The organism is Streptomyces sp. 8K308, assembly GCF_004348315.1.
In the GTDB taxonomy this organism is placed as follows: domain Bacteria; phylum Actinomycetota; class Actinomycetes; order Streptomycetales; family Streptomycetaceae; genus Streptomyces.
The window spans coordinates 1-24,201 of sequence record NZ_SMKC01000027.1; the positions used below are offsets into that span (position 1 = coordinate 1).

Genomic DNA, 24,201 nt, shown 5'->3' on the forward strand with positions numbered 1-24,201 from the left:
GCGCGGGGCGGTGGGGAGGGCGACGTGCCGGGCGCCGCCGTGGAAACAGGGGTACGAACCGTCACGCCGGCCACGCTAGGCGCGGGGCCACGGCCGTGGGCTGCTCGCGCGGAGACGTCATCGTCTCGTCAGATTCGCCGAGGACGGACTCCAGGAACGAACGGGCCGGCCGTGGGTGGGGGCGGCGCGAGGACGTCCGGTCTCGGCGACCGGACGTCGGGGCAGCCGCACGCCGTCGCGGACGACGGCGGCTGGCTCATCGAGGCGTGGCGGGCACGTTCGCGGGGTCGACGGCGTAGTGGGCGGCGATTCCCGTGGCCCCGGGCGCGACGCCAGGCAGGAGGACCAGGTCGTCGTCGTAGTCGCCGCCCCTCTCGGGTCGGAAGGGAAGCGGCGGGTCCGATTCCAGGCCGAGCACCCGTTCGCGGAGTGCGTCGGCGCACGCCGTGAAGTCCGGTTCGGTGAACCGGTCGGCTCCGTAGACGACGAATGGCGGCAGCGCGTCCATGCCGGTGTACCAGAACGTGCCGTGGTGCAGCGGGAAGAGGACGTCGTTCACGAAGCCGTGGATGCCGCGCGGGCCGAAGCTCGACCGGCGGGCGCCGACCGAGGTGATGACCAAGGCGCGCTTTCCGGCGAGTCCGCCGTCGCCGTAGCGCCGGGTCCTGCCGTGCTCGTCCTTGACGCCGAACGCGAAGCCCTGGACGAGCACCCGGTCGAGCCAGCCCTTCAGGATGGCGGGCGGGCCGAACCACCACAGGGGGAAGTGAAACACCAGGGTGTCCGCCCAGGCGATCTTCTCGTGCTCGGCGCGGATGTCCGCGCCGAGCCCGCCCGTCCGGTAGGCGCTCTCCTGGGCGTCTCCGATCGACAGCCGTCCGGCCGCCGTGGGCGGGAAGTCCGCGCGGTCGACCGTCGCCTTCCAGCCCATGGCGTAGAGGTCCGACTCCACGACCTCGTGGCGGTGTGCCCGCAGGGCGCGGATCACCTCGCCGCGCAGCGAGCTGTTCAGCGATGCCGGTTCCGGGTGGGCGAATATCCAGAGCAGCTTCATGGCTTCGATCCTGCGCGGACCGCACACCCGGAAACGAGTGGCCTGATCGCCACGATATGGAAGGATCTGGCCATGAACGCCTTCGCCCAACAGGTCGGCGACGAGCGCCGCCACCGGGTCGCCGTACTCGTCCGCCCCGGCGTCATGCCGATGGAGCTCGGTCTGGTGCACCAGATCTTCGGCTACGCCCAGTCCGCCACGGGCGAGCCGTTGTACGAGCTGGTGACCTGCGCGCCGGTGCCCGGCCCCGTCCGGACGGATGCCGATTTCTCGATCCACGTGGCACACGGGCCTGACGCGCTGGCGGAGGCCGACACCGTGGTCGTTCCGGCGACGCACGAGCCCGACGAGACGAGCGGGCGGTTGGCGGAACCGGTCGCCGGGGCGTTGTCGCGCATCCGCCCCGGCACCCGTGTCGCCTCCGTCTGCACCGGCGCGTTCGTCCTGGCGGCGGCCGGTCTGCTGGACGGCCGCAGGGCGACGACCCACTGGAAGTCCGTGCCCGAGTTCCGGGCCCGCTTCCCGGACGTCGACCTGGACCCCGACGTGCTCTACGTGGACGAGGGGGATGTGCTGACCTCGGCGGGAGAGGCGTCGGGCATCGATCTGTGCCTCCACATGATCCGGTGTGACCACGGTACGGCCGTCGCCAACGCGGTGGCCCGCACCACGGTCGTCCCCCCGCACCGGGACGGCGGGCAGGCGCAGTTCATCCCTCGGCCCATGCCGCCCGAGCAGCGTTCCTCGACCGCACGGGCACGCGCCTGGGCCCTGCGCCATCTGGGCCGCCCGCTCTCGCTGAGCGAGTTGGCGGCCCAGGAGTCCATGAGCGTAAGGACCTTCAGCCGACGGTTCCGCGAGGAGACCGGGCAGACGCCCGTGCGGTGGCTGACGCGGCAGCGGATCGACCACGCGCGGCAGCTGCTTGAGGAGACGGACCTGGGCATCGACCGGATCGCGGCCGACACCGGGTTCGGTACGGCCGCCTCACTGCGGCAACACATGCGTGCCCTCATCGGCGTCTCCCCGCGCGCCTACCGCCGCACGTTCCGAGGAGATGACGCGCCCACGGGCGGCTCCACTCCCCCAACCGGTGCGTCCTGACGCTCAGGGACGCGCCGTCGCGTGTCACGCATGGTTCCGGGCCGCGCGCAGCGCCCCCGCCAGGCGGTCGCGGACCTCCGACTGGGCGGCGATACGGGCGTCGAGGACGGCGAGGCGTTGCTCGGCGATCCGCAGGCCGACCTCGCTGGGCGGCCCGCCCGCCAGGTCCCCGTCGAGGCAGACCCGGAAGGCGCGCACGTCCTCCAGGGTGAGGCCGGCGGCCAGCAGGTGCCGGATGTTGCGGACTCGGGTCGCCGTGGACTCCAGGTAGTCCCGATAGCCGTTGGCCGCACGTTCCGCGCTGATCAGCCCGGCGTCCTCGTAGTGGCGCAGGGCGCGCGGCGTCGTGCCGGTGACCCTGGCCAACTCGCCGATCCGCACGCACCCCACCTCCGGCACCCGTCCTATCACGACACGGCCGCACCGCCGTCGACGGGGAGGACGACGCCGGTGACGAAGGCGGCGGACGGGTCGGCGAGCCGGGTGATGGCCCAGGCGGCCTCCTCGGGCCGGCCGATGCGGCCCAGCGGGGTGTGAGCGATCTGCCAGGCCCGCACCGCTGCCTTCTGCTCGGGGCTGAGGCCCATGTGGTCGCCGATCGACGTGTCGATCGCGCCGGGCGCCACGGCCACCACCCGTACGCCGCGCGGCGCCAGCTCGACGGCCCAGCTGCGGGTCAGTGAGTCCAGTGCGGCCTTGGTGGCGCCGTAGACGGAGTTCTCCGGCCAGCCCCGCAGGCCGATGGGCGTGCTGACGTTGACGATCACCCCACCGCCCTCGGCCAGCGCCGGGAGCGCGGCCCTGGCCAGCAGGACGGGGGCGACCACATTGGTGGCGAGCAACGTGTCGACGGCCTGCGCGGTCACGTCGGCGAGCGGACTTGAGCCGGCGACGCCCGCGTTGTTGACCAGGACGTCGAGGCGGCCGTGTTCGGCGAGCGTGGCGCGGACGATCCGCTCCGGCTCGCCGTCGCCGGTGATGTCGGCGGTCATCGGCATGACGCCGGGATGGCCGTCAGCGGTCTCGGCCAGCGGCTCCGGGCGTCGACCGACCGCGACGACCACGGCGCCCTGGGCGGCGAAGGCCCGCGCCGTGGCACGGCCGATGCCGATGCCGGTGCCGGCGCCGGCGCCGGTGACCAGGATGGTACGGGGAGCAGTTGCGTCGTTCATGGCGTCATCGTGAAAACCTGCCGCCAGCGGCAGGGGCAAGCTGCGGCCGCACGCTCGCCCGGGTGGTCGTCGAAGGGTGCCGTTTCCACGTCGCTGGAGGCGATCCGCCGGGTCGGACCGCGCTCGTGGACCGGCCCCGCCTCCGGCGCGTCAGACGACGGCGACGGCATCGATCTCGACAAGGAACCCCGGGCCCAGGCCGGCCACGACATGGACCGTGATGGCCGGCGGTGGGTCGGCCCGGTTCCACACCTCCTGGAAGGCAGCCACGCCCTCTTCGAACGTGTGGCCGTCCACCACGGCGATGGTCCAGTGGACGATGTTCGCCAGGCTCGCCCCCTCGCTCTCCAGGATGGTCGCGAGGTTCCGGAACGCCTGCCTGGCCTGTTCCCCGACCGTGGGGCCGACGACCGCGCCGTCGGCGTCGACGCCGTTCTGTCCCCCGATGTAGATCGTCTTCGCCGGCTGTTCGACCACGACCGCCTGGCTGAAGGCGGGGCTGCGATGCAGCCCCTCGGGGTTGATGTGCCGTACACCCATGAGTTGCCTCCTCCGAGAGCGAAACCAGTTATAGGGGTTCCACGCAGCACCACTTATAGTGGTTTCATGCGAACGAACGCAACCAGCCGGGTGTTGCGCGACCCCAAGGGAGGGTCGTTCCGGTTCGACGCCGGCGCCGTCTGCCTGGACTTCGCCCACACCGGCGGCGAGGGCCGGTTCGCGGTGTTCGAGACCCTCCACGCCCCCACCGACCTGGCCGACTGGCTGGCACAGCCCCCACTGGCCGCCGTCATGACAGTGCCCGTGACCGCCGGCGAACTGGCCACGGCCAAGGCCCTCCGCCAGGCGATCTGGGACGCGGCACACGCCCGGGCAGCGGATCGTCCCGTGACCGCCGAGGCCATCGCGACCATCAACCGGGCCGCGGCCGCGGCATCGCTGATCCCCGAGCTCGCCACCGACGGCACGACCACCGGCTGGGCACCACCGGTGCGCGCCACGCAGGCGCTCGCAACGCTCGCACGGGAGATGATCGAGCTGCTCTCCGGGCCACTCGCCGGACGCATCCGCGAGTGCGCGAGCGACGACTGCCCACTGGTGTTCGTCGACTCCTCCCGCCCCGGCGCCCGGCGTTGGTGCGCGATGGAACGCTGCGGCAACCGCCACAAACTCCGAGCTCTCCGCGCCCGGCGAGCCACGGACACCTGACGCGGCCGCGGACACGGGGGCCGGGCGACAGGTCGCGTGGGAAGGCCTCGCGGCCGGCTGGATCTGAGCGGTGCGGCCTCCGGGCGCTCTTGCCCCTCCACGACCGGGCTGGGACGATCCCGGCGTGCGCCACGCGGCGGCCGGAGCATCGGACAGACTCCGGCCGGGCCCCCACCCGTCGATTCTGCTCCGTGGACGAACCTCAGGAGTGAGATCACATGCTGCGTTCGAAACTGCGTTCCTTACTGCTCGGCTCAGGCGCCGCAATCGTCATGACGGGCACCGCTCTGTCACCGGCCACGGCGGCGGCATCCCCGGCGCCTGGGGACGTCTCCGCCGCTGCGGGGTACTGGTCCTGCACGATTCCGGCCGGCTACACGTACACCCAGGTCCAGAGCACCCTGTCCTGCTCCACCACCGGCTTCGCCCCTCGGTACTACGTGGTGCCGCCCTCCGACGGCCTGTGGGCCTGCACCATCCCGGCGGGCTACACCTACACCGCCACGCAGAGCACGATGTCCTGTTCCACCACCGGTTTCAGCACCAGCTACCGCCTCAGGGCACTCTGAACGGCGCCCCGGACTCCGTTCTCCGGCCCGCACGCCTCCGTGCGGGCCGTGAGTCACGCCTCGGCGCGCGGCAACCTCGTCGGGGCGCCCCACGACGACCGGGTACGCTCTCGGCCATGACACGCCCGATACGCGCCAGCGAGTCGGACGGCACCACGTGGGACGCCCCCACCGACGAGCAACTCCACGACCTGGTCGCCGACCTCAACCTGCGCCACCGATTCCTGATCGTGCAACGCTTGGACTCGCCCGACCCCCGCCAGCACTACATCCAGGTCTACCTCGAGGACGACCTCAGCCACACGATCGAATACCGCGAGGGCGGCACCGACGCCCACTACACCGCGCGGATCCCGCGCGACCCGAGCCCCTGGGCCGCCGAACCCGTGGCCCGCGTCATCACCAGCTGGGCCGCCGGCGACGCCACCTGGCGGCACGCCCTGCCCTGGCAGCCCGTCGTCTTTTGAGCCCGGCGGGACGCGCTACCGCGAGGCCGCCGACCGCTGGAAGTCCCGGACCGACCGCGGCCGCATGTCCGTCCACACCGACTCGATGTGGGAGAGACATTCCTCCCTGGTCCCCCTCCTGCCCTCCGGCCGCCAGCCCGCCGGCAGGTCCAAGCCGTGAGGCCAGATAGAGTACTGCTCCTCATCGTTGACGACGACCGCGAACGCCTCGTTCGACACGTCACTCACCAGATTCTCCTTCGCTCGTACTGACACTGCCGCCCGCCGGTCCGAGTTCACCCACTCGGGCCTGACGCACGATGCGGGAGATCCGCTCCACCACGTTCGCCGTTCCCACCTCGTCAGCGAGTGCCCGCGAAACGGACTCGACCGTGGGATCGCGGAACACCTTGACCGGAGGCACTTCTATCCGCATGAGCACACGCATGCGCGAGATGAGGCGGACGATGTCCAGCGAACGTCCCCCCATGGAGAAGAAGTTCTCTCGCCTGCCGACCTGGTCGGCTGACACGCCGAGGATCTCCGCCCACAGTTCGGCCACGAGCAGCTGAGTGTCACCCGCCGGTGCGGCGTCCGTGTCCGGACGGGAACGGTCCGTCTGGTCCGGGCGTGGGAGCGAACTCCGGTCGACCTTCCCGTTGGCGTTCAACGGGATCCGGTCGACCGGCACGATCCAGTGCGGCAGGAGATACGACGGCAGCGTCTCCCGCAGGAACTCCCGCAGCTCCGCCCCGGAGGGTCCCGGACGACCGCCCTCCCGCACCACATAGGCCGCGATGCGTGACCGCCCGCGCGGCTCCGAGGCCGCGAGAGCCAACGCCTGACGCACCTCGGGGTGCCGCTCAAGTGCCGCCTCGATCTCCCCGGGTTCCACCCGATGGCCGTCCACCTTCACCTGCTCGTCGACCCGCCCCAGGAACTCGAAGGCACCGGACGCGTTGAGCCGGCCGACGTCCCCGGTCCGGTACATGCGCGCACCGGGCACCCCGGAGAAAGGGTCCGGCAGGAACCGCTCGGCGGTCAGCGCGGCACGTCCCACATAGCCGCGTGCCACACAGTCGCCACCGATGTACAGCTCGCCTGCCGCGCCGACCGGTTGGGGTTGAAGATGGGCATCGAGCACGTACATCCGGGTGTTGGCGATGGGGCGGCCGATCGGAACGACCGTCTGGTGCTCGGTGCCGCTGATCCGGTGGACCGTGTTCCCGACCGATGCCTCGGTCGGGCCGTACTCGTTGAGGACGGGCGTCCGCGGCGCCAGGTCCCGCCAGGCGTCGAAGGAGCGTCTGGGAAAGGCGTCGGCCCCGACCACGAGGGTGTGGCAGAGGACCGCGGCGGACCGCTGGTCCAACTGGTCGTTGAGGAGGTCCAGATGGCCTGGGGTGAGCTTCACGAAGGCGTAGGGGGCGCGGCGCGTCAGCTCTTTCGCCAGGTCGCCGGGGGTCGCCTCGTGCGGCAGCAGGTGAAGCTCCTGCCCACAGACCAGCGGCCCGTACAGGTCAGGCACCAACATGTCGAAGGCGAAGGACGAGAACACTGGCGCGCCTCCGCCGTTTCCCGCCACGTACTCCCGGACGCACCACGTCAGGTAGTTCACCAGCCCCCGGTGTTCGACCATGACTCCTTTCGGCACGCCCGTGGACCCGGAGGTGTGAATGACGTATGCCAGGTTCCTCGGGCCCACCTCGCGCGGCGGCGGGGTGGTGGCGGCGCGCCGCACCGCCTCGCCCTCCGGGTCGAGTCGTGGGCCGTCCGTCCAGAAGACCGCACGCTCCGGAGGGGCGACGAGCACGGCCGCACCGGGACCGGTCATCATGAGCCGCTTGCGTTCGTCGGGGTAGTCGGGATCGATGGGAACGTAGGCGCCGCCCGCTTTCAGGATCCCCAGCAGTGCGGCCACCATCCCGGGTGAGCGGTCGACGCACACGCCGACGGTCACGTCCGGCCCGACCCCCGTCTCCCGCAGGCACCAGGCGACCTGGTTGGCCCATGCCTCCAGTTCGGCGTATGTCAGGGTCCGCCCGGAGGAGTACACGGCGATCGCTTCCGGCACCCGTGAGACCTGCTGCTCGAACAACTCGTGGACGCATGCTTCCGTCGGGTAAGGGCCGGACACGTCATTGACGCGCGTCAGGAGTTCGATGTCCTCGGTCGAGCGTGCGTCGAGCGCGGAGAGGCGCGCTGAGGGATCCGAGCAGGCGCTGTCGAGCAGGGTGACCAGGTTGTCTGCCAGCAGGGCCACGGTGTCCGCGGTGAACAGGTCCGTGCTGAACGTGAGGAGCCCGTCGATGCCAGTGCGGCTCTCCGTGAGGGACACGACCAGGTCCGTCTTGGACGTCGCGGTGTCGATCAGCCGGGCGGACCAGTCGAGCCCCGGGGGCGGGGGCCCGGCCACCGGCTCCTCGAGCTCCAGGATGGTCTGGAACAGCGGCGTACGGCTGACGTCGCGCTCACCCACGACGTGGTCGACCAGGGCATCGAAGGGCAGGTCCTGGTGTGCGTGGGCAGCTCGCAGACGGCCCCAGACGTGCGCGAGGAAGTCCTCGAAGCGGGGATCGCCCGGAAGGTCGGCCCGGAGCGGCAGCGTGTTGAACATCGGACCCACGACGGTTTCCGTCTCGGCCCGGTCCCGGTTGGCCGTGTTGACGCCGACGATGATGTCCCGCTGGCCCGAGTACCTGCGGAGCAGGGCGTGGTAGGCGGCCAGGAGGACGGCGAACACGGTGACCTCGTACTCCCGGGCGACGCGCCGCACCGCCTCCGCCAGGGGCCGTGGGATGTGGAAGGAGTGCGTTCCGCCGCGGAAGGTGGGCACCGCGGGCCGCGGCAGGTCCGTCGGCAGGTTGACGGGCTCCGGTTCGTCCGTCAGGACCTCGGCCCAGTAGCGGAGGGCCGGCGCCAGGGACCCCGCGTCGAGAGCGCCTCGCTGCCATGCCGCGAAGTCGTCGTACGTGATGTCCCGGTCCGGCAGCCGAAGCTCGGCCCCCTGGTCGGCGGCCTGGTAGGCGGCGGCCAGCTCGCGGATGAGCAGCCCGATCGACGCGCCGTCGCTGACGAGGTGGTGGAGGGTCAGCAGGAGGGTGTGGCGTCGCTCGGCGAGCTGGACCAGGTCGGCCCGGAACAGTGGACCGTTGGCGAGATCGAACGGCTCCGTGGCCCGGCGGGTCAGGAGTGACTCGGCGGCTGCCCGGGCCTCGTCCGGTGGGCCGGGGGTCAGGTCATGACGGGTCAGGAGGACCGGCTGCGTGGCGGGCACGGGGCGTGGCCTCCCGTCGACCTCCTGGAACGCCGTGCGAAGCGTCTCGTGCCGCTCGACGACGACGGCGAGGGCCGTCTCCAGCGCTCGCGGGTCGAACGGCCCTTGGATGTCCAGGGCCCATGGCATGTGGTAACTGGCGGTTCCCGGCCGAAGTCGCTCGAGGAACCAGATCCGTTCCTGCACCGGGGAGGCGAGACGGTCGTGGCCTCGCCGTGCGGCCGTCAGCGGAGGCAGGGAGAGCGCGGAGCGACCGGAGCGTACACCGGCTATCGCCACGGCCGTCTCACGCACGGTTGGGCCGGCCAGAATGACGTCGGCCGGGATTTCCGGACCGAATTTCTCCCGCAGCCGGCTGACGGCCCTGAGAGCCTGGATCGAGCTGCCTCCCAGACCGAAGAAATTGTCATTCCCCGCTACCCGGTCGACCTCCAGAACCTCCTGCCAGATCTCGGCAACCGCGCGTTCCAAGGGGCGCTCGGGACGGGACAGGGCCACCGCCGGGGACGGACCGTACCGCTCGTCGCCTGGCCCCGTGCCGCTGTTCCGGAGGAAACCGGCCACCGCCACCGGCACCGTCGGGTCGGTGAGACACTCTCGCAGCGTGTCGAGAAAGTCCCTGAGGAATTCCCGGACCGAGTCGTGGTCGTACCGGTCCGCGTCGAAGAGGCAGTGGACGTCGGCGCCTGCCTCCTCCCCGCCGGCACGGGGCGCGTAGCAGATCACCAGGTCCAGGTCCGCGTGTCGTCGCGCGGCCTCGCGCACGCGGTGCCCATCGCCGGGTTCCCCTTGGCCGGCGGTGAGGCCGGTGACCAAGGCGACCCGGGCTGCCTGGCCGGTCCGCGAGGGGGCCCGACCCTCCGGGGAGGCCGACCGCCGCACCGACAGGTCCGCCACGAGGTCCGCCAGGGCACTGTTCGCCGTCACCCTCGTGCTGACCCGCTCTTCGGCAGCCGGCGTTCCCGAGGCGTCGGCCCTGAGCACGACCGCCGACAGGTGCGTCCGGCCGGTGCGTCGGCACAGGACGGCGCACAGAGCCGCGAGGGGCAGGGAGTCCCGGTGCTCCGACCGGGCGGCCGCCAGCCGGGCCGTCTCCGCCGGCACGGCAAGCCAGCAGTGCTCCCGCAGGAACCGGGGTACGGGCGACGCGCGACGAGTGGCGGGCAGGGTGACGGGCTGCCCCAGGGGCTCGTTGCTCATGAGATCTACTCCCGGTAGGCGCGAGGGGCGAAATGACCCTAACCAGGCCACCGGCCAAGCGTCTTCCGTCAGAAGTCAGAAAGATTTCCTCGACTTTGGGATAGGGCGCCTCACCATCTGCTGTGCTTTCCTTAACAGATATGTGTCCGTCACTCGAGGTGGCCCCCGGTTAGGGCTTTCCGGGAAGGCTTAGGCGTGCATCCTCAAAAGCTGGGATTTGCCAAGGTTTGGCTCTCCGCGTCCTTTTCGAATCTCGCTGACGGACTCTTCCTCATCGGAGCTCCCCTCGTCGCGCTGACCGTCACCGACTCCCCGGCGCTCATAGCCGGCTTACGCGTGGCGCAGACCCTGCCGTGGTTCGTTCTCGGCCTCTTCGTCGGGGTCCTGGTCGACCGGGTGGATCGACGGGTCCTGGCGATCTACGCGGAACTGCTGCGCGGCTCCGCGCTGATGCTCGTGGCGGCCGTGGCCGCCTTCGGCGAGCTGGGTCTCCCGGTGCTTTACCTGGCGGTGGCGCTCGCGGGTGTGGCCGAGACCGTCGCGGACACCTCGACCCAGACACTCGTGCCCATGGTCGTCCCGGCCGAACGCCGTCGCCGCGCCAACGGCCGGCTGATGGCGACCCAGATGGTGATGAACGACTTCGTCGGAGCGCCGTTGGGGTCGTTGCTCGTCGCAGGAAGCGTCGCGGTGGCCTTCGCCGTACCCGGGGGTCTCTACCTCGGCGCCGGCCTGATCCTGCTGACACTGGCGGGCAGGTTCTCCGTCGGGCGAGCCAAGCGGCAGAGCGTGGCAGTCGACATCAGGGAAGGGCTCGGCGTCCTCGTGCGTGGCTCCGTCATCGCACGCCTCACGCTGTACGCCGTGGTGACGAACCTCACCAACACCGCCTTCTTCGCGGTGTTCGTGGTGTACGCCGTGGGGAGCGGCTCGATCCTCGGACTCTCCGGATTCGGCTACAGCCTGCTCCTCATCGCGGCGGCCGTGGGGGCCATATCCGGTGCGCTGACCGCGGACCGGGTGGCTCGGGTGGCGCCCACCTCCGTGCTCCTGACCACCGCGGTGCTCGCCCTGGCGGTCTGCTTCGCCACGCCCTACCTCGTCAGGCAGCCCGTCGTCATCGGGGCCGCGTTCGTCCTGTCGGGCTTCGCCATGGCGGTGGGCTCGGTGGTCAACACCTCACTGCGGCAGGATCTCGTTCCCATCCATCTGTTCGGGCGCGTCGCCGCGGGCCTGCGCTTCCTGACATTCGGCGCCCGGCCGGTGGGAGCGCTCGCGGGTGGTCTCGTGGCCGAGGCGATCACCCCGACCAGGCTGTTCGGCGTCCTGGCCGTGCTGGTACTGCCGTTGGTCCTGGTCACCGCACGGTTGCGCGTGCCCGAGGCCGCGCCGGCGGACACGACCGCGCCCGACGGGTCCCAGGCCGGCTGACCGCCGGCGGCGCGGCACCCGTCACAGCGGGCGGCTGCCCGCCACCCTCGTCCGCACACCGTCCAGGACACCGTCGATCGCGGTGGCGGACATCAGGCGGCCGTCGGCGAACATCCGGAGGACGACATCCTCCTGATTGGCCACCAGGGTCAGGCCGTAGCGCAGGAACGAGGACGTCACCGTGGGACCCGGAACGGTCACCCACGCGTCCCTGCCGAGTGCCTGGAAGACTTCCGTCGGGTGCAGGGGGACGTGCTCCTCGACGAAGTTCACGTAGTGGCCCACATGCGGCTTGCCAGTGAGCTCGCGCAATACACGGTTGACGTCGGCCGGCTCGTAGGCGCTGCTTTCGTGCACGGTGAGCAGCGCCTCCCAGGTCCTGGTGATGACGTCGGACGCCGGCGCGCCCAGGGAATCGAGGCGGATGACACCCTGCTGGGCGACGGTCCCGGCATAGCCCGCCATCCTGCGGGCCATCCGGTTCCCGCACGTGACGACGACCGACTGCGCGTCGACGCCCTGATGAGCGGCGAGCGCGGCGGTCGCCGCCCCGATGAACACCGCCGAGATGCCGACGTCCAGCCGGTCGGCCAGCTCCTGCGCCCGGGCGCCAAGCCCTCGCGCACACAGCAGCCGGGCCGGAAAGGCCGGGTCGGCGGCCGGCAGGGACGGTGCTTCGGGGAGGCTGGCCGGCGTTCCGGTGAGCGCCTGGCGCCACAGCTCAGCCGCCCGTCGTGAGGCCGCGCGCCCCGCCGAGGACTGCTCCCCCTCCGCCTGGTCCAGGGGCTGCAGGACGGCCGGGCGGCCAGGCTCCGGGTCTGGTGCGCCCGCCATCCTCGCCGCGGCTGCCCGCAGATCACGCCGCAGGATCTCCGTCCCGGCCGCGTCCACCGCAAGGTGGGACAGCGCCGCGCCGAGCCACAGCGCCCGCCCGTCCAGGACAGCCACACAGAACCGCGCGGGGTACTCCTGGGTCGGCTCGAAACGCCTGGCCGCGAGGTCGCGCACCGGATCCACCGGGCTCCCGCCCCGGTCCTGGCCCGCGGCGTCCACGATCAACACCGGGTGAACGCCGCGCCGGTCCACGACCTGGGTGGGCGGCTCTCCGGGCGACTCGGCGAATCGCGTCCGCAGAATCTCGTGCCGCTCGATGAGGAGACGCAGGGAGGCCAAACCGTCATCGAGGAGGGTCCCGGCCGGCAGCTCCCAGCGCACGGCCATGTTGAAACGGGCGTCGTGGGGCCGGTTCGCGACCATGGTGGCCCACTGCTCGCGCTGGCCCCAGGTCGTCGGTCCGTGTGCGCCACGCTCTCCGTGGAACGAAAGGTCAACGTGAGGCACGCTCAGTCCCTTCCGCGGCGCGCTGGCCCCGACCGAAGCCGAGCACTGTCCTGAGCAGTACGTCGGCGCCCGCCACCAGGTCGGTCGCCGCGGTCGCCTCGTCGGGCGCGTGGCTGATCCCGCGTCGGCTGGGCACGAAGATCATGCCCATCGGCGCGAACTCACCGATGATCTGCGCGTCGTGTCCGGCGCCGCTTGGCACCGTGCGGTGCGGCAGCCGCAGTTCGTCCGCGGCGCGGGCGATGGCCTGCCGGAGCGATGGCGCGCAGGGCACGGGGGGAATCTGCTGCCCGACCCGCACCTCGACCCGCGTTCCCGTCCTGCGGGCCATGACGCCTGCGACCGACTCCACTTCGGCGACCCCACGCGTGAGCGCCTGCCGGCTTCCGTCCCGCAGGTCGACGCGCAACCGGACGCGGCCGGGAACCACGTTCCAGGCGTTCGGGTGGACGAAGCACTGACCCACCGTCGCGACCCTGACCACGCCCCGCGGGCCGGCCAGCCGCGGGATCGCGGCGATGATGTGGGAGGCTGCCACCAGCGCGTCGCGTCGCAGGTCCATCGGCGTCGTGCCCGCGTGGTTGGTCTGTCCGGTGATGTCCAGGTCCACGCTTGTCCGGCCGGTGATGACGTCGACCACTCCGATGCGGTCGCCGTACTCGTGGAGCACGGGCCCCTGTTCGATGTGCAGTTCCAGGAAGGCCGCGATGCGGCCGCTCGGCCAGGCGGCCTCGTCGACGCGGTCGGCGTCCCCACCGACGCGCGGCAGCCACTCCGCGATGGTGTCCCCACGGGAGTCGGGAACGTCGAGCTCGCCCTTGACCAGTCCACCGACGAGGGCCCGGGAGCCGAACATGCCCCGGGTGCCGAAAGCCCCCTCCTCGTTGTTGAACGCCACGACCGCCAGGGGATGAGCCGGGCGCACCCCGTGCGTCGCCAGGACCTGTGCCACCTCGACGGCGGCCAGGACCCCGTAAGCACCGTCGAGGGTTCCGCCTCCCGGGACGGAGTCGATGTGGGAGCCCAGCAGGAGCACGGGCAGGTCCTCCGGTGCGTCCGGCTGCCGACCCAGGAGATTGCCCGCCGCGTCGACGCTCGGCCGGAGGCCGGCCTCACGCATGTAGCCCGCGACCAGTTCCCGGCCCCGAACGTACTCCTCCGTGAAGGCCAGCCGGCTGACCCCTCCTCCGGGGTCCGCGCCGACGCGGCCGAGTTCTTCGATACGCCGTACCAGCCTTTTCCCATCGACACGTAATACGGGTACTTCATTCACGGCCCCGGGAACTCCCGTTCATGTAAGTGCAGGCCGTTACGGTAGGCAAACGCCACGGCCTGCAGACGGTCTCTCAGCCCGAGCTTTCTCAGCATCTGTGAGATGTGGTACTTGACGGTGGGCTCACCCACGAAGAGCCTGCCGCTGATCTCCGTGTTCGACAAGCCCTCGGTGAGAAGCAGCAGGACTTCTCGTTCCCGTTTGGTCAGATGGGAGTAGATGCTCTGCCCCGCGGATGTCGAAGGGCGTGGATCCAGATGCTCAAGTACGTGCCGTACCACCGGAGGAGCAAGGTATCCGTGCCCTTGAAGAATCACTTCGACCGCGTGGAGGAATTCTTCGGCGGCACTTGACCGGAGAAGGATTCCTGAGGCTCCCGCCTGGAGGGTCTCGACGATTCTCTCGTCCCGTTCGGGCGCCAGGATGATCACGGCCGACTCGTTTGCGGTCTCCTGGTGGACGATTTGGCGGGTGAGTTCCACCGGCCCGTCTCCCGGGAGGTCCATGTCGGCCACGACAATGTCAGGTCGCAGCGAATGACTCAACCGAACAGCCTGCTCACACGTCTCGGCCTCGCCCGCGACCCGAGCACTCGGCACCGCGCTGAGCAGCGAGTGCAGGCCGATCCTGGTCACCGGCTGCGGTTCGCATAACAGGATGCTGACGGTCATGGAGGCTGCCTCCCCTTGACACGGGCCCCTGCCTGGGACATGACACCCGCATCTCTGCACGGCTCGGTGAACGTTGCGCTCTGGCGCGCCGCCTCCGCCATCGAGCTCCAGCATCAGGCTCCAGAGCAGGTGCGCTGTTGCCGAAGAGTTCCCGCCCGGAAGAAGTAAGCGCTTCCAAGGACGTTACGATAAATTGCACGGACGGCGCGGTCAACAGTCTATTGACGACTTCCTCGACCATGACCGCGCGTGCCACACCGACTTCGACCATCGGCTAGGTTGCGGAAAGATCAGCACCGCGCCTTCACCACGGGCAGGCAAAAACCTCGCCCAATGGCTGGGGATTATCGAGAGCGCCCCGGGTAACGTGCCTTCGGACCGTGCCGGCTGGCCGAGTTGGAGGCTGACCAATGAGCGCCGACCCATTCCCCTCAACCGATGGAGATCTTTCCGTCGGGAGGGTTGTCGATGCCCTGCTCCGCAAGGAGGGGATCCATACGCCGGCCGGCGGGTCACTTCCGTTGACGGGGCAGCGGAAAGCCGTGCTGTCCTACGGACAGCGGCGCATCTGGTTCTTCGAACAGTGGCATCCGGGAACCCCCACCTACAATGTGGCCAACGCCTACTGGGTCCGCGGGCGGCTCGACCCCGCGACGCTCAGCCAGGCACTCGGAGTGCTGGCGGATCGTCACGAGACCCTGCGGACACGCTATCTGACCCTCGATGATGAACCGTTTCAAGTCGTCGAGACTCTAGCAAGCATTCCGCTGAGCGTCCATGACGTCGCGGAGAGTGCAAGCAAGGGGTGGGACGTCGCCGCCACGGCGATGGCGGAGCGGGTCGCCAGGGAGCCGTTCGACCTGCGGGGCGGGCCGCCCTTCCGCGTCGCGCTGGTCCAGGGACCGGGAGAACGACAGCTACTCGTCATCGTCGTGCACCACATCGCGCTCGACGGCATCTCCTTCGACATCCTGCTCGACGAGCTGCGCAGGGTGTACGACGCCGTGTCCGCCGCGCGTCCCACGGAACTCGGCGCGCCGGCCGTCCGGTACATCGACTTCTGCGTCTGGGAACGCGAGCGTTGGGAGGCGGGCGGGCTTGCCGAGCAGACCGACTACTGGCGGCAGCGGCTGGTCGGGGCTCCCGAGGTACTCGACCTGCCCACCGATCGCCCCAGGCCGCAGACGCAGACCTTCACGGGCGCCACGCGCGCCTTCCCGGTGCCGCCCGCGCTGGACCGCCGCCTGCGCATGCTGGCCGTCGAGTCGGGAGTCTCGCCGTTCGTCGCCTACCTGGCGGCCTTCAACGTGCTGCTGCTGCGCTTCACTGGCGTCGAAAACCTGGTGGTCGGCACTCCGGTCGCCACCCGGGGCCGGTCCGAGTTGGAAGGGCTTGTCGGGGTCCTGCTGAACCTCCTGCCGCTGCGGGTCGACCTGTCGGGCGAACCGGACTTCCACGAGGTGCTGCGTCGGGTGGCGGGCTCCACGACCATGGCCTTCGCCCACCAGGACGTGCCCTTCGAGCGGCTCGTCGCCGAGACCGGGGTCCGCAGGCAGCTCAGTCACAGCCCGATCGTGCAGACCGTGTTCGGCATGCAGCCCGCCCCGCTGGCCCGGCTGTCCATGGGTGGGGCCACCCTGGTGCGCGCTGAACTCGACCGCGGGACCGCGAAGTTCGACATGACCTGGACCGTGCTCGACGGCGACCGGGTCTGCTGCGAGGTCGAGTACAACGCGGATCTCTTCGACGCGGACTCCGTGGACCGCATGCTGGACTGCTACCTGCGGCTCATCGAGGCCGTCGTGACGGCGCCGCACGCTCCCGTGACACGGGTGCCGATGTATCCGCCCCCGGCTCGGTCCGGCCGGTCGAACCCGACCACGGAGGTGCCGGCCGAAGCGCCGGCCGTGCCCGCCCTCGTCGCCCGCTGGGCACGCGAGACGCCGGACGCGGTCGCGGTGACCTGCGGGGACGAGCGGGTCACGTACGCGGCGCTCGACGAGCGGGCGCGGCGACTGGCGGACCTGCTGCGCGCGCGGGGGGCCGTCCCGGGCGAGACGGTCGGCATCTGCCTGCCGCGTGGCGTCGAACTGGTCGTGGCGATCCTCGCGGCCTGGCGGATCCGCTGCGCGTATCTGGCGCTTGACCCCGAGTATCCCCCCGGGCGCCTGGCCTACCTGCTCGGTGACTCGCGCATCCGGCTGATCGTGGCAGGCCCTGAGGCCGCGGACCGGATACCGGAAGGCGACTGGACCCTGTTGACGTCGCGGCAGGGCCCGGCTCAGCCGCCGTCCGGCGCGCCACCGGTGACGGACCCCGGCGGCGCGCGGCCGGGCGACGTGGCCTACCTCATCTACACGTCCGGGTCCACCGGCTCCCCCAAGGCCGTCGAGGTAACCCACCACAACGTGGCCCGTCTGTTCTCCTCCGTGCGGGGCCTCTTCGACTTCGGCGAGCGCGACGTGTGGACGATGTTCCACTCCCCCAGCTTCGACTTCTCCGTCTGGGAGATGTGGGGTGCGCTGGCGCACGGCGGACGGCTCGTGATCGTGCCCACCGCCGTCGCCCGCTCGGCGCCGGACTTCTACGACCTGGTCGTCGCCGAGGAAGTGACCGTCCTCAGTCAGACGCCCTCTGCCTTCCGGCAGTTCGAGGGGGTGGACGCGGAACGACCCGGTTGCCTGGCGTTGCGTTGGATCACTCTGGGAGGCGAGGCGGTCGACGTGGCGAGTACGAGTCGATGGCTGCGGCGGCACGGGGACGAGTCACCGCGTCTGGTGAACATGTACGGGATCACGGAGACGACCGTTCACGTCACTCACCAACGTCTGACCTCGGAGATGCTGGGCGACGAGCGCAGTCCGATCGGGACGCCCCTGCCGGACCTGGAGGTGCACGTCCTGGACGCGTGGGGCAATCCGCTGCCCCCGGGTGTGCCCGGTGAGATGTACGTGGGCGGGGCCGGAGTGACCCGGGGCTATCGGAACCAGCCGGCACTCACCGCGGAACGGTTCGTCCCGGACGCCCTGTCGGGTCGGGCCGGAGCCCGGCTCTACCGCACCGGGGACCTGGCCAGGCGACGCCCGGACGGCCGGCTTGAGTACCTGGGCCGGAACGACGACCAGGTCAAGATCCGCGGCTTCCGCGTCGAGACCGGGGAGATCGCCACCCTCCTCGCACGTCACCCGCGGGTGCGGGGCTCGGTCGTCGTCGCGGCACGCTCGGCCGACGGTTCCGCCCGGCTGGTGGCGTATGTGGTGGCACCGGACGTGCCCACGCTGACGGAACTGCGATCCCATCTGGCCGCCGGCCTGCCGGAGCACATGATCCCTGCCACCTTCGTGTTCCTTGACTCGCTGCCGACGACGGAGAACGGGAAGGTCGATCTCTCGGCCCTGCCGGAACCCGCCTCCGCCCGGCCCGAGTTGGCTCAGGGCTTCACGGAGCCGCGCAACGATGTCGAGAGTCTCCTCGCGCGGATCTGGTCCGACGTTCTCCAGGTGGACCAGGTCGGCGTCCACGACAACTTCTTCGAGCTGGGTGGGGACTCCATCCTGAGCCTCCGCATCCTGGGCCGGGCCCGGGAGCACGGACTGGGTCTCACCCTGCAGGACCTGTTCGGGGAACCCACCGTGGCCGGCATGGCCCGGCTGGCCAGGCCGGCCGAGCGGCTGCCGGGTCGCACGTCGGATGGGCCGTTCGCGTCCCTCTCCGCCGAAGAACGCCTTCGTGTCCCCGAGGGCGTCGAGGACGCGTATCCCATGTCCGTGCTGCAGGCCGGGATGGTCTACCACATGAGCATGGACACCGACACGTTGCCCTACCACAACGTGAACAGTTTCCACGTTCGGGCGCCGTTCGACGCCAAGACGTTCCAGCGCGCGGTGGACGACGTGGTCGCGCGGCACCCGATCCTCCGCACCGGCTTCGACCTCGTCCGGTACGGCAAGCCCATGCAGTTGGTGCACCGGTCGGCACACCTGCCCGTCCACACGCAGGACCTGCGTGACGTCCCCCCCGGGGAGCAGAAGAGGCGGCTGCTCGATCTGATGCACGAGGAGCGGCAGCGCCCCTTCGACCCGGAGCACCCCCCGCTGCTGCGCTTCTTCCTCCACCGCAGGACCGCGGACACCTTCCAGTGGACCGTGACGGAACATCACGCCATCTTCGACGGCTGGAGCCTGTTCTCGACGCTCGCCGAGATCCTCGACCGCTACACGACCCTGCTGGGCGCACCGGACGCTCCGGCGCCCGCGCCGCCCTCCTCGTCGTTCCGGGACTTCATCGCCGAGGAGCAGCGGGCGATCGCCTCGGCACCGCACCGCGAGTTCTGGCGGCAGGCGCTCGCCGACTACGAGCCCGCCATGCTGCCCCGGTGGCCCTCGACCGGCGAACAGCGGGCAGGGGGGGCCGACGCCGGAGACACCGACGTGCGGGGCGAGGACATCGCCGGCGTACGGCACTGGCGGCTCACCTCGACCCGCGACGCCAGCCATCGGGGCCTGGAGTCGTTGGTCCCCGCCGAGCTGTGCGACGCCCTGGTATCCCTGGCGGCCCGGATCGGCGTGCCGCTCAAGAGCGTCCTGCTCACGGCGCACCTGAAGATGATCAGCCTCTTCACGGGACGAGACGACCTGATCACCGGCCTGACCTCCCACGGGCGTCTGGAGGAGTCCGACGGCACCGAGGTGCGGGGCATGTTCCTGAACGTGCCGCCCCTGCGCGTGAGACTCGCCAACGGCACCTGGGCGGACCTGATCCGCCACGTCTACCGGGCGGAGGAACGGCTCCTGCCGCACAGGCGCTATCCACTGGCGCAGATCCAGTGGGACCACGGTGGTGGGGAGCTCTTCGACAACACGTTCCTCTACAACCACTTCCACGTGATGAGCGACGTGCTCGGTTCGGACGTGGAGATCCTGGACGACAAGATCGACTCCACCACGGAGTACCGTTCTGAGCCCACGAGTTTCGCGCTCAACGCCGGTTTCCTGCGCAACCCGCGCACCTCGGGGCTCCTGCTCAGGCTCGACTACTACACCGCCAGGCTCTCGGACGAGCAGGCACTCGCGATGCGCGACCAGTACCTCGCGATCCTGCGGACCTTGGTCGACGCCGGGCGCCCCCACGAGGAGTTCGTGCCGCTGCCCGACGCGGACCGCCAGCGGGTGCTCATCGACTGGAACGGCCCACGACGTACCGAGCCGGTCTCCCACTGCGTCCACGAACTGGTGGAGGAACAGGCCGAGCGCACGCCCGACGCCATCGCCGTGTGTGACGACACCCGGCAGTTGACCTACGCCCAGCTCAACGCCGCGGCCAACCGCCTCGCCCGCCACCTGCGGTCCCTGGGGGCCCGGGCGGAGACCGTGGTCGGCGTGTGCGTGCCGCGCGACGCCGGGCTCCTCGTCACACTCCTCGGGATCCTGAAGTCCGGAGCCGCCTACCTTCCGCTCGTCCCCGACTATCCAGCTGAGCGGCTGCGCTTCATGCTCGAGGACGCCAACGCCACCCTGGTCGTCACCACCGACGACCTGGTCAACCGAGTCCCGGACGGCGCGTGGCGGGTGATCACCGACCACCGCGACGGCGAGGCGATCGACCGGCAGGCCACGGACAACCTCACCACCGTGAACGGCCCGGACAACCTGGCGTACATCATGTACACATCGGGTTCGACCGGGACCCCGAAGGGCGTCCTGGTACCGCACCGGGGCGTCGCCAACTACCTGGTCTGGGCACGCGAGGAATACGCCTCGCGAGGCACGGGAGGCGCCGCGGTGTTCTCCTCCTACGCGTTCGACATGATCGTGCCCAACGTCTACACCCCCCTCATCATGGGTGAGCGGGTTGTCGTGCTCCCCCAGGACACCGACCCCACCCGCCTCGGTCGGCGCCTGTCCGAGTACGCGCCGTTCAACTTCCTGAAGCTGACGCCAAGTCACCTGGCCCTGCTCGCTGACACGCTGGGACCGGCCTCGGCCCGCCGGCTGGCAGCCACCCTCGTAGTCGGCGCCGACGCCTTCCCCGGCCGCCACCTCGCGGCCTGGCGCCAGCTCGACCCGGACTCGGTACTGCTCAACGAGTACGGCCCGACGGAGGCGTCCGTGGGGAACTGCGTCTATCGCACGGGCGCCGCCGCCCACCGGGACCTCGTACCGATCGGCCGGCCCATCCCGGACACCACCATGTACGTCCTCGACGCCCACCTGAGGCCGGTGCCCCCGGGCATGCCGGGCGAGCTGTACATCGGTGGCGAGTGCGTCGTCCGGGGGTACGCCGGCCGACCGGCTCTGACCGCCGAGCGCTTCCTGCCCGACCCCTTCTCCACGACGCCGGGGGCCCGCATGTACCGCACGGGCGATCTGGGTCGCTGGCTGCCCGACGGGAGTCTCGACTTCCTGGGTCGGGTGGACGACCAGTTGAAGATCAACGGCTTCCGCGTGGAGCCCGGCGAGATCGAAGCGGTACTGGCGGAGCACCCGAAGGTGCGCCAGGCGGTGGCGGCCGGGGTGCGGTCGGCCGCGCACCACCGCACGCTCGTCGGGTACTACGTTCCGGCCCAGCCGGTGTCCCCCGCCGAGCTGTCCGACTACCTGCGGAGCAGACTCCCGGCACACCTGGTGCCGACGGCCCTGGTGCCGATCGCCGAGATCCCGGTCAACGCGAACGGCAAGGTCGACCGCTCGGCGCTGTCCCGGCCCGACGCCATGGAGCACGCCCGCCGGCAGGAGGAGGCGACCAACGGCGGAGCGGCCGTGCGGCCCGCCCCGGGAGGCACGCATCAGGCGGGCGTCGCGGAGATCTGGGCGGACCTGCTGGAGATGGAGAAGCCCGAGACGGCGGCCGACTTCTACCAGCTCGGCGGGAACTCGATCCTCGCGGCACAGCTGGTGTCCAGGATCAACGCCCGGTTCGGAATCCGTCTGTCCATGTCGGTCATGCGGCGTGCCCGCACCGTCGAGGCGCTCGCCCAGCAGGTGGCCGAGGCGCTACAGAACAAGGAAGGTGCATGATGCGTGTGCTGGGGATCAGTGGCCTGAACGGGTCGATCGAGTTCAAGAAGCGGCACTTGCCGGATCTGGCGGACCGGGAGTACCGCGTTGTTCAGGGCCTGGACTCAGCCGCCGCACTCGTCACCGACGGCACCGTCGTCGCGGCGGCGGCCGAGGAACGGTTCACCGGGGACAAGACCACGGGTGCCTTCCCCGTCCGCGCCATCGAGTACTGCCTCAGGGAGGCGGGAATCGCCATGCGCGACATCGATTTCGTCGCCCACGGCTTCCACTACCGGCCGTCGGAGTTCCACCAGCTGAACGAGTTCACGAACAGGCGTTTCTCCGATGTCTACGCCCCGGACGTCCAACGGGCCCTGTTGAACCACCACTGGCCCGACGTCGACTGGCAGGAGCGGTTCATCCCGGTACCCCATCACCTCGCTCACGCCGCGAGCTCCTTCTACGTGAGCGGATTCGACGAGGCACTGGTCGTCGTGGCTGACGGGATGGGCGAGACAGAGAGCATGACGGTGGCCGTGGGCCGCGGCAAGGACCTCGAGGTGCTCAGGACCGTGCCCGCGATCCACTCGCTCGGCACCCTGTACGGAGCCGTGACCCTCTACCTCGGCTTCGTCTTCGCGATGGACGAGTACAAGGTGATGGGTCTCGCCCCCTACGGCGATCCTCGTCGGTACTTCGACGAGGTGATGGAGCTGATCCGGCTCGGCCCCGACGGCACGTTCACCGTTCCGGCGCTGGGTGAGAACCGGGGCTGGCGTGAGCACGAGACGCTCGCCGGAACCCTGCGCGAACTCACCAGGCGCTTCGGCCCTCCGCGAGCCCCGGGCGCGGCCGTGGAAGAACGGCACCGGGACGTGGCGGCGGCGCTGCAGGCTGGCCTGGAGGCGGCCATGCTGCACGTCCTGCGACACTTCCGGGAGGTGACGGGCCAGCGGCGCCTCTGCCTGGCCGGAGGCGTGGCACTCAACTGCACCCTCAACGGCCTGACAGCGCGCAGCGGCTGGTTCGACGACATCTTCGTCCAACCGGCGGCCGGGGACGACGGCTCCTCGTTGGGAGCCGCCCTGTACGTCCAGGCGCAGCAGGCCGGCGTCGTCCCGGAGGCGCGCATGGGAGCGCCGTACTGGGGGCCGGGATACGACGACGATCTGGTGGGACTCGCCGTCGACAAGCGCCTGGAGTGCCCCAAGCGGCGCTATCTGTCGGACGAGGAGCTGGTGCCGGACGTGGCGACCCTGTTGGCGCGGGGGCAGGTCGTGGCGTGGTTCCAGGGACGGATGGAGTTCGGTCCCCGAGCCCTGGGAAACCGCAGCATCCTGGCCGATCCCCGCGATCCGGGCATGCGGGACCGGTTGAACGAGCTGGTCAAGCAGCGAGAGAACTTCCGCCCCTTCGCCCCCGTGGTGAGGGAAGAGGACGCCCACCGCTACTTCGACATCCCGTCCGGCATGGAGCGGGCCTACGCGCACATGCTGCTGGTCGCCAGAACCCACGAGGAACACCGCGACACGTTGCCGGCCATCACCCATGTGGACGGCACCGCGCGAGTGCAGATCCTCCGTCGGCAGGACAACGAACGGCTCTGGCGGCTCATCGGGGAATTCGGCCGCATCACCGGCGTCCCGGTCCTGCTGAACACCTCGTTCAATCTCCGTGGCCAGCCGATCATCTGTGATCCGGATGTGGCCCTGGAGACCTTCGTCCGCTCCCGGATGGATCACCTGGTGATGGGGAACTACCTCCTCAGCAGGCCGGGCGCCGCGATGCGGGACCAGAAACCCGATGTCACGGCGGGCACTCGGTGAACTCACCGGGTAGACGTCCCCCAGCTCGACCTCCCCTGCGGATCGGCGTCCTGGGGGACTCGTTCCCCGCCCCCTCGGACGACGGGATCAGGCAGGGGAGAGAGCTGGGGCACCTGCTGGGCACCAGGGGATACTCGATCCTGTACCAACCGCACGCGAGCAGCCTCAAGCAGGTGCTCGCGGAGAGCGCCGCCAGATCGGGCGCCCATGTGACGGGGTTCCTCCCGGTCGAGCCGGGTAACCGGGAGGGGCCGCCCACCCGGCACGGGGAGCTGCTGTTCGTGGTGCGCGATGCCGACCAGGCGCGGCGGATGCTTCGGCGGCAGTCGGATGCCTTCCTCGTCCTGCCCGGCGGACTTGAGACGCTCGGCGACGCCTTCCAACTCATCTCGCTCGTGGCCTCCGGCCGCGACGACAGACCTGTGGTGCTGATGGAAACGGCGCCCGCCGGAGATCTGCTCCGCGAGGCGCTGCGGAGACTGGTCGACGACGAGGTGCGTCATCACAGGTACCGGCTGGTTCACCTGGCGGGCACCCCCGCGGAAGCCCTGAGGCTCCTGGAATCCGAGCCGGTGTCCGGGCTCGCCGCGGTGTCGTCGCGCCCCGGCGACCTGCGGCGGTACTGATAGG

General features: G+C 70.6%; 17 protein-coding genes. 8 read left to right on the plus strand and 9 right to left on the minus strand.

Translation table 11 applies throughout. The annotated features are described in order from the left end of the window. Positions 1–256: 256 nt before the first annotated feature. Complete coding sequence (locus E1265_RS06665; protein WP_132929287.1) at positions 257–1,054, minus strand: NAD(P)H-dependent oxidoreductase; 798 nt, start codon at positions 1,052–1,054, stop codon at positions 257–259. Between the two features lie 72 nt (positions 1,055–1,126). Between E1265_RS06665 and E1265_RS06670 the strand changes: the two genes are divergently transcribed. After that, on the plus strand, positions 1,127–2,158 hold the full coding sequence (locus E1265_RS06670; protein WP_132929288.1) for a helix-turn-helix domain-containing protein: 1,032 nt from the start codon (positions 1,127–1,129) through the stop codon (positions 2,156–2,158). A gap of 24 nt (positions 2,159–2,182) precedes the next feature. On the opposite strand, the gene E1265_RS06675 is transcribed toward E1265_RS06670, so the two are convergent. From E1265_RS06675 to E1265_RS06685, 3 genes are all read right to left on the minus strand, one after another. Continuing rightward, positions 2,183–2,539 (minus strand): MerR family transcriptional regulator, encoded by a 357-nt coding sequence (locus E1265_RS06675; protein WP_132929289.1) that lies wholly within the window; start codon positions 2,537–2,539, stop codon positions 2,183–2,185. A gap of 26 nt (positions 2,540–2,565) precedes the next feature. Then, on the minus strand, positions 2,566–3,330 hold the full coding sequence (locus E1265_RS06680) for an SDR family oxidoreductase (protein WP_132929290.1): 765 nt from the start codon (positions 3,328–3,330) through the stop codon (positions 2,566–2,568). 150 nt (positions 3,331–3,480) lie between these two features. Then, complete coding sequence (locus E1265_RS06685) at positions 3,481–3,870, minus strand: RidA family protein (RefSeq protein WP_132929291.1); 390 nt, start codon at positions 3,868–3,870, stop codon at positions 3,481–3,483. Between the two features lie 66 nt (positions 3,871–3,936). Here E1265_RS06685 and E1265_RS06690 point away from each other — a divergent pair, with 66 nt between their 5' ends. The 3 genes from E1265_RS06690 (at position 3,937) to E1265_RS06700 (ending at position 5,575) form a co-directional block, all read left to right on the plus strand. Beyond that, positions 3,937–4,539 carry a CGNR zinc finger domain-containing protein gene (locus tag E1265_RS06690; protein WP_243740579.1) on the plus strand — a complete coding sequence of 201 codons (603 nt, stop codon included), beginning with the start codon at positions 3,937–3,939 and terminating at the stop codon, positions 4,537–4,539. A gap of 272 nt (positions 4,540–4,811) precedes the next feature. Then, positions 4,812–5,108, plus strand: a complete 297-nt coding sequence (locus tag E1265_RS06695; RefSeq protein ID WP_132929292.1) for a hypothetical protein — start codon at positions 4,812–4,814, stop codon at positions 5,106–5,108. Between the two features lie 116 nt (positions 5,109–5,224). After that, the gene (locus E1265_RS06700) at positions 5,225–5,575 is read left to right on the plus strand and encodes a hypothetical protein (RefSeq protein ID WP_132929293.1); all 351 of its coding nucleotides are present in this window, start codon (positions 5,225–5,227) and stop codon (positions 5,573–5,575) included. Between the two features lie 15 nt (positions 5,576–5,590). Here E1265_RS06700 and E1265_RS06705 read toward each other — a convergent pair whose 3' ends face one another. Both E1265_RS06705 and E1265_RS06710 read right to left on the minus strand, forming a co-directional pair. After that, positions 5,591–5,803 (minus strand): MbtH family NRPS accessory protein, encoded by a 213-nt coding sequence (locus E1265_RS06705; protein WP_207930981.1) that lies wholly within the window; start codon positions 5,801–5,803, stop codon positions 5,591–5,593. Next, complete coding sequence (locus tag E1265_RS06710; protein WP_132929294.1) at positions 5,796–10,031, minus strand: non-ribosomal peptide synthetase; 4,236 nt, start codon at positions 10,029–10,031, stop codon at positions 5,796–5,798. Before E1265_RS06710 ends, E1265_RS06705 begins: the two co-directional genes overlap by 8 nt. 195 nt (positions 10,032–10,226) lie before the next feature. Here E1265_RS06710 and E1265_RS06715 point away from each other — a divergent pair, with 195 nt between their 5' ends. Next, on the plus strand, positions 10,227–11,462 hold the full coding sequence (locus E1265_RS06715; RefSeq protein ID WP_165953669.1) for an MFS transporter: 1,236 nt from the start codon (positions 10,227–10,229) through the stop codon (positions 11,460–11,462). 21 nt (positions 11,463–11,483) lie between these two features. Here the strand turns inward: E1265_RS06715 and E1265_RS06720 are convergent, their stop codons facing one another. From E1265_RS06720 to E1265_RS06730, 3 genes are all read right to left on the minus strand, one after another. Further along, a complete protein-coding gene (locus tag E1265_RS06720; RefSeq protein ID WP_132929296.1) occupies positions 11,484–12,719 on the minus strand; it encodes a condensation domain-containing protein in 1,236 nt (411 codons plus the stop codon). Between the two features lie 70 nt (positions 12,720–12,789). Further along, entirely contained in the window at positions 12,790–14,076 is a 1,287-nt protein-coding gene (locus tag E1265_RS06725; RefSeq protein WP_132929297.1) for a Zn-dependent hydrolase, read from the minus strand. Then, on the minus strand, positions 14,073–14,747 hold the full coding sequence (locus tag E1265_RS06730) for a response regulator transcription factor (protein ID WP_165953670.1): 675 nt from the start codon (positions 14,745–14,747) through the stop codon (positions 14,073–14,075). The genes E1265_RS06725 and E1265_RS06730 overlap by 4 nt, the downstream gene beginning before the upstream one ends. Before the next feature lie 542 nt (positions 14,748–15,289). Here E1265_RS06730 and E1265_RS06735 point away from each other — a divergent pair. The 3 genes from E1265_RS06735 to E1265_RS06745 are packed head-to-tail and all read left to right on the plus strand — an operon-like array spanning position 15,290 to position 24,197. Next, a complete protein-coding gene (locus tag E1265_RS06735) occupies positions 15,290–21,763 on the plus strand; it encodes a non-ribosomal peptide synthetase (RefSeq protein ID WP_165953671.1) in 6,474 nt (2,157 codons plus the stop codon). Beyond that, positions 21,760–23,571 carry a carbamoyltransferase C-terminal domain-containing protein gene (locus tag E1265_RS06740; protein ID WP_207930982.1) on the plus strand — a complete coding sequence of 604 codons (1,812 nt, stop codon included), beginning with the start codon at positions 21,760–21,762 and terminating at the stop codon, positions 23,569–23,571. The genes E1265_RS06735 and E1265_RS06740 overlap by 4 nt, the downstream gene beginning before the upstream one ends. Then, entirely contained in the window at positions 23,568–24,197 is a 630-nt protein-coding gene (locus tag E1265_RS06745) for an LOG family protein (protein WP_132929300.1), read from the plus strand. The genes E1265_RS06740 and E1265_RS06745 overlap by 4 nt, the downstream gene beginning before the upstream one ends. Positions 24,198–24,201: the final 4 nt, after the last annotated feature.